Below are 286 nucleotides of genomic sequence, written 5' to 3'. Positions count from 1 at the left end.
GTTCTTTTGATACAGAAGTAACAGGACTACGTGACTTGCGCGACGATCACGTTGATCGTATTCGTACCGGTATGTATGCGTATGAGTTGCTTGAAAAGCTACGTGGTGGTGACCGTTCAGAAGAGAACAAAGCGGCATTTGACGAAGTAAAAGGTGACCTAGGTTACGGACTGCTTCTTAAGCGCTATACAGACGACGTTGTTGATGCAACAGAAGACCAAATCCAAATGGCTGCGGATGATTCTATCCCAACAGTTTGGCCTCTATTCTGGTCGTTCCGTCTGAT

The 286-nt window shown here is 46.2% G+C and carries 1 pseudogene; it reads left to right on the top strand.

The annotated features are described in order from the left end of the window. Positions 1-286: pseudogene (locus AB4653_RS28760) on the top strand (cytochrome bd-I ubiquinol oxidase subunit CydA); the annotation flags it as partial.

It is taken from the genome of Vibrio sp. 10N.222.48.A3, from assembly GCF_041475345.1.
GTDB classification, from domain to species: domain Bacteria; phylum Pseudomonadota; class Gammaproteobacteria; order Enterobacterales; family Vibrionaceae; genus Vibrio; species Vibrio tasmaniensis_A.
Note: the sequence above shows the minus strand (reverse complement) of the source record. Positions and strands in the feature narration are given on the sequence as shown.